This window comes from Microcystis sp. M165S2, assembly GCF_020245885.1.
Classification (GTDB): domain Bacteria; phylum Cyanobacteriota; class Cyanobacteriia; order Cyanobacteriales; family Microcystaceae; genus Microcystis.
This window is the reverse complement of sequence record NZ_JADBTZ010000447.1, coordinates 1-5,716: the sequence shown is the minus strand read 5'-3', so window position 1 is coordinate 5,716 and position 5,716 is coordinate 1. Positions and strand designations below refer to the sequence as shown.

General features: G+C 43.8%; 4 protein-coding genes and 2 pseudogenes. 4 read left to right on the top strand and 2 right to left on the bottom strand.

What is annotated here, in order from left to right:
- Window positions 1–238: 238 nt before the first annotated feature.
- A complete protein-coding gene (locus tag IM479_RS21885) occupies window positions 239–976 on the bottom strand; it encodes a phycocyanobilin:ferredoxin oxidoreductase (protein WP_287686707.1) in 738 nt (245 codons plus the stop codon).
- Window positions 977–1,151: 175 nt separating this feature from the next.
- Between IM479_RS21885 and IM479_RS21880 the strand changes: the two genes are divergently transcribed.
- From IM479_RS21880 to IM479_RS21870, 3 genes and pseudogenes are all read left to right on the top strand, one after another.
- Window positions 1,152–3,464, top strand: a complete 2,313-nt coding sequence (locus tag IM479_RS21880) for a transglutaminase TgpA family protein (RefSeq protein ID WP_287686706.1) — start codon at window positions 1,152–1,154, stop codon at window positions 3,462–3,464.
- A gap of 129 nt (window positions 3,465–3,593) precedes the next feature.
- Window positions 3,594–3,758, top strand: a pseudogene (locus IM479_RS21875) (helix-turn-helix domain-containing protein); the annotation flags it as partial.
- Window positions 3,759–3,862: 104 nt separating this feature from the next.
- Window positions 3,863–4,679 (top strand): annotated as a pseudogene (locus tag IM479_RS21870) (IS30 family transposase); the annotation flags it as partial.
- Here IM479_RS21870 and IM479_RS21865 read toward each other — a convergent pair.
- Window positions 4,588–4,890 (bottom strand): hypothetical protein, encoded by a 303-nt coding sequence (locus tag IM479_RS21865; RefSeq protein WP_287686709.1) that lies wholly within the window; start codon window positions 4,888–4,890, stop codon window positions 4,588–4,590. The pseudogene IM479_RS21870 and the gene IM479_RS21865 sit on opposite strands and share 92 nt — an antisense overlap.
- A gap of 91 nt (window positions 4,891–4,981) precedes the next feature.
- On the opposite strand from IM479_RS21865, the gene IM479_RS21860 reads away from it, so the two are divergent.
- Window positions 4,982–5,716: RNA-guided endonuclease InsQ/TnpB family protein (locus IM479_RS21860; protein WP_287699578.1), on the top strand; the 735-nt coding region annotated here is incomplete at its 3' end.

Genomic DNA, 5,716 nt, shown 5'->3' with positions numbered 1-5,716 from the left:
ATTTTCAGGTGGTCAACTACCTAATTTTCAGGGAAAAAGTACCTGAATTTTCCCCCTGATCACTCCCATGCCTGGTACTTTTTGATTGACAAAAAGTCTAAAAGTCTTACCCAACAAGGTTTTTAGATTTATTCAGCAGACTCTAAATAGACTCTTTAATTGATTATCGTTCACTCTTAATTCTCCTGACTGCTCGCTAAACACGACAATTTTTGATGTTGACAAGGAGTAGTTCAGTTTAATCGGGCAGATCAAAGAGAACCCCCGTCATATAACGCTCTGCCCATTCCCAACCGAAGGCTTTTTCTAGTACACGCCGAGTTTTATCGTTTTTTTGCTGTTGACTACAATAATCCCGTTGTCCCTGTAAATAAATACGCGTTTCTTCCCCAGAAAGAGGCTGACTTTCCCTAGCACATTTGCAGTGAATTGTCAAGAAATCTGTTACTCTTTGTAAAAATTGTCGTTCCTCGGCTGCGGTTTCGGGACGAATAAACAGACAATATTCGGAGAAAATATGACCCCAAGGCGGCAAATCACGAGCTTGGGCGAAATCAGCCCCAGGTAAAGCCGCTAAAGCTTGATTATAGGCACTAGGGAGAGTTTTATCGCCACTGGTGGGAGAAAGATCCACAATAGCGGCACTGATTCCCGCTTTGCCGGAGACTATATCACATCCGAACATCGGCAGCGGATATTCTGGACGGGGGAACATGACACAGTGAAGGATATCCAAACCATTGCCCAGTTTAGCCAGTTCTAGGTGCATTTTGCGGAACTGGGGAGTTTGATAGCAGCGATTCTCGATAATTAATTTTTCCCCTTCTAAACGTCCCTCCACATAGCCTAAACCTTCCGGCAACTCAAAGGGCGACAAATCAAGATGATTTTCCCAGTCGGACAGAATTGCCGTGGCTAATTGTCCAATCAGGGGATGAAGTAACGGTAAAATTTCAGGCTTGGTAACGGCTATCATAGGTCAGTAATCAGTCATCAGTAATCAGTCATCAGTTATCAGTCATCAGTTATCAGTTATCGTCTCCCTATCTCCCTTCTTCTGACATCTAAAATCCACTTTACCCCAGGGAGCGATCGAGATTAGAACTGGGAAATATAAAATTAACTTTTTGATCTTTCTCCCAATTTACCCTATGGTTAGCAGTGCCGCTCGTCCAAGACCTTCCTTAAAAACCCTCTGGCAAAAGATAGAATCTTCTCCCTTGCCAGAAACCGAGGAATCGATTATTTTAAGAATTCTGGTGCAAGCTTTAGTAATCGTCGGTATTATCGCCACCGATGTGGCTACTGATAGTTATACCGGTATTTGGGCCGTTCCTCTCAGTATTATCGGCGGAATCTGGAGTTGGCGACGCAGGAAAAAGCGCAATATCGGGGCAAAATTTTGTATAGCGATCGGAATGTTAGTGGTGTTGGCGCTATTCTTGGGTAATATCGTTGCGATGCAGGATAGTCGCATTGCCTTAACACAATTATTAATTCAACTGCAAATTCTCCATAGTTTTGACCTGCCCCGACGCAAAGATTTAGGGTATTCTATAGTAATCGGTTTAATTCTCTTGGGAGTCGCAGGGACAATCTCCCAAACCCTCGCTTTTGCGCCTTGGTTAATCCTCTTTCTGCTTTTATCCCTACCTACCCTAGTTTTAGACTATCGTTCTCGTTTAGGTTTAGATAATCTCAATCAGAGTCTCCCTTTCTTCTCAAAGAAACCCCCGCGTCTAGCCACAAAAAAATTATTTTCCCCGCAAAATTCTCCCCTTTCTCCCCAACGTTTCGGGATTTTCTTTCTGACAATTCTCCTCTTGGGATTGACAATTTTTGCCCTGATGCCGCGTTTTCCGGGTTATCAAATTCAATCTTTTCCCGTCAATAGTCCCGAAGGTATGGAAAATCAGGATTTTGAACAGGGAGACAGACAAATCGTTAACCCCGGCTATGTGCGCGAGGGTGAAACGGGGAATGGTGGCGTAAATGGCGGTAATAGCCCCACTGTTGGGTCAGGACAGCTAGATTCAACCTTTTATTACGGTTTTAACAGCCAAATTAACCAAAATTTGCGGGGAAGTATGACTCCCCAGACAGTCATGCGGGTACGTTCTCAAGCCCCCGGATTCTGGCGCGCCATGGCCTTTGATCGCTATACTGGTCAAGGGTGGCAAATCTCGCGAGATCAAGAAGTAGAGGATTTAAATCGCAGTAGTTGGTCCTATCGCTTTTTTGTGCCGTTACCTGCAACCCAAGCCAAAACCCATCAGGTAGTCCAAACTTACAGCATTGTCTCCAGTTTACCGAATATTATCCCCGCTCTTGCTTCGCCCCAGTATCTCTTTTTTCCTACCCGACAGGTATCTTTAGACCGAGAAAATAGCTTAAGGTCGCCGGGGGGATTAGCGGAAGGGCTAACTTATACTGTAATCTCACAAGTGCCGGAACGCAATCGCAGCCAACTGCGATCGGCCCCAGAAACTTACCCGAAGGCTATTCTCAAGTATTATTTACAAATTCCTGCCGAAATTGCCCCGAAAGTCCGCCGAAAAACCGAGGAATTGCTGGCAAAATCTCCCACACCTTTAACCTCTCCCTACGAGAAGGCCTTATATCTGGCCCAAGCATTAAAGCAAAACTACGAATTAAAAGCCGATTTGCCCTTTTTAGCCGAAAATGAGGATTTAGTCTCGGCCTTTTTGTTTCGTTTTCAGGGGGGTTACGCCGATCATTTTTCCACCGTGTTAACGATTATGTTACGCTCGATCGGTATTCCTGCCCGATTAGCCACCGGTTTTGCCCCTGGCCAGTTTAATCCTTTCACTGGCTTTTATGTTGTCCAAAATACGGACGCTTACGCCATCACAGAGGTGTTTTTCCCTGGTTACGGTTGGTACACTTTCGATCCTATACCGGGCCGGGAATTAATTCCCCCATCCTTTGAGGAAGCGGAACCTTTTAGTGTCCTCAAGCAATTTTGGCAATGGGTAGCTGGATGGTTGCCCTCTCCAGTAACGGGTTTTCTCGGTCTGATTTGGGAAAATGTTATCGTTACTATCGGTAAGTTATTGGGATGGTTATGGCGCTTTATTTCTGGCAGTCTTTTAGGGGGAATTCTCGGCGGTTTAGTGGGGGTCGTCTTCGCCTACGCTGGTTGGTTAGGATGGCTACAGTTCCATCGTTGGCGTCGGGGTCGCAAGTTAGCAAAACTACCACCAATCGAGCGTTTATACCAGCAAATGTTAGGAATCTTAACAGAAGCCGGTTATGGTAAACATCCCGCTCAAACCCCTTTAGAATACGCTGTTGCCGCCCGCAGCGTCCAACCGCCGCCAGTGGCGAATATTATCGAGGAGATTGCTCGCGCCTACGTTGATTGGCGTTATGGCGGGAAATCCGCTAATATCGAGAGTTTACGCCAACGTTTTCGAGAGTTGCTCAAGCTAGTGAAAAAGTGAGCTTGAGCCTATAGTTAGGGTTTGCTGAAAACGCCAATTCAAAAATGAAACGCATCAACCTCAAGAGTTGACAGAAAAAGGCTCATCAAGTACTGTCTGATCATTAACAACAACAAATCAGACCCAAAAATGAGCCGCCCACATCTTAACATAGAACCAAGAAACTTGCTCTACCAACTTAGTCAAGAGGGAAATTTATCTCAACGGCAAATGACCGTCTGGCTCGGATGTCATCAAAGCACAATATCACGGGAATTAAGAAGGAATCAAAGTTCCCTGGGGTGCTATCTACCTAAGCAAAATTAATTACACATTTCGATAAAGCTTTTGCCTTTTGCCTCTTGCATGAGTGCCTATCTTCACTAGGAAATTTATTTGGCACGACTACTTATCTACCTGACACAGCACAAGCTAAGAGCGAGACGCGCCGAAAAAATGCCAAACAACCCTTTAAAAATGTCAGCAAGGCTACCTTAGAGTTGGTGAAAAAAGGATTAAAAGATTATCATAGTCCCGAACAAATAGCAGGTCGTCTGAAAAGAGCCAGTCAAGAATCTCTCAGTCACGAAACCATCTATCAAATGATCTATCAAAACTATCGAGACTGTGGAAAGTATCAAGAATACCTACGCGGCCAGACGAGGAAAAAGAAAGAGTCGAAATGGAGCCAAAAGCAAGCTTGGAGGGATTCCAAGTCGTGTAGATATCTGCGAACGACCAGCAATCGCTGACCAGAAAACCGAAATCGGTCATTGGGAAAGTGACACGCGGAAATCATCAAGGAGTTCTCGTTACTCCTGTGGACAAGGCCGGGAAATTTCTATTAGCAGGATTGGCCAAGAACAAAACCGCATCGGAAATCAACCCTTGTCACCGAAAAACTTTTCCAAGAGATTCCCTCTGACAAAAGAAAAACCTTTACTTGTGACAAGGTCAAAGAATTTTGTGGACATCAAGAGTTGAGTCGGAAATTGGGAGCAGATTTTTATGAGTGCTACTCCTTACCATTCTTGGGAGAGGGGATTAAACGAGCATACTAATGGACTATTAAGACAATTTTTCTCCAAGGAAACGAATTTGAAAATTGTTAAGCCAGAGCAGGTAGAAAGAGCCGTAAACTTGATTAACAATTGTCCTCGAAAATGTCTTGACTATCGAACCCCTTTTGAGGTATTCTATGAATTATCATCAGACATTGATGCACTTCATTTTTGAATTGGCGTTTAACCGAGTTCAATATATCCGCCAAACCAGTAGGTGTTAAGTATGCTTTGAGCATCTCTCCCATGATATCGACCAAGGGCTTGACGCTTAACTCCGTGATCCGTACAGAACGCTCTGTGAGGTTGACCTGCTGGAAAAATGGCATTCCCGCAAATTTGTTGCTGTAAGCCGCCCAGGCATCAGGGTCAAAACCCGTCTTCATCGAAAATTTTGGGTCTGAAACCCCGTCGTTCTACGACGGCTTTACCTTTAAATACTAGCGCATTTACCAAATATATGCTAAAATGTGAGACATGGAAAAAGCCTACTCGTTCCGATTTTACCCCACACCCGAACAAGAGTCGCTATTGCGGCGCACCTTGGGCTGTGTAAGATTAGTTTACAATAAAGCTCTCCATCTCAGAACACAAGCATGGTATGAAAGACAAGAAAGAGTAGGATACACTGAAACTTCTTCAATGCTAACTGATTGGAAAAAACAAGAAGAATTAGACTTTTTAAACGAAGTTAGTTGTGTACCTTTACAACAAGGGTTAAGACACCTACAAACAGCTTTTACCAATTTCTTTGCTGGTCGTACTAAGTATCCCAACTTTAGGAAAAAACATCAAGGAGGAAGTGCCGAATTTACCAAATCTGCTTTTAAGTTCAAAGACAAACAAATTTATTTAGCTAAATGCACAGAACCTTTACCTATTCGATGGTCAAGACAAATACCAGAAAGCTGTGAACCAAGCACAGTAACAGTCAGATTACATCCCTCAGGACGCTGGCATATCTCAATTAGATTTGATGACCCAACAATTAAGCCATTACCAGTAATAGATAAAGCCATCGGAATTGACTTAGGAATTAGTAGCCTCGTGATTACCAGCGATGGAGACAAGGTATCTAATCCTAAGCATTTTAAAAAGCATTATCGGAGACTGCGAAAGGCACAAAAAAGCCTTTCTAGAAAACAGAAAGGGTCAAAAAATCGGGAAAAAGCGAGAATCAAAGTAGCCAGGATTCACGCTCAAATCACCGAT

Bases quoted from the DNA above. Each gene is read 5' to 3' on its own strand.
- IM479_RS21885 (WP_287686707.1), bottom strand. From the start codon at position 976: ATGATAGCCGTTACCAAGCCTGAAATTTTACCGTTACTTCATCCCCTG.
- IM479_RS21865 (WP_287686709.1), bottom strand. From the start codon at position 4,890: ATGAAGACGGGTTTTGACCCTGATGCCTGGGCGGCTTACAGCAACAAA.
- IM479_RS21880 (WP_287686706.1), top strand. From the start codon at position 1,152: ATGGTTAGCAGTGCCGCTCGTCCAAGACCTTCCTTAAAAACCCTCTGG.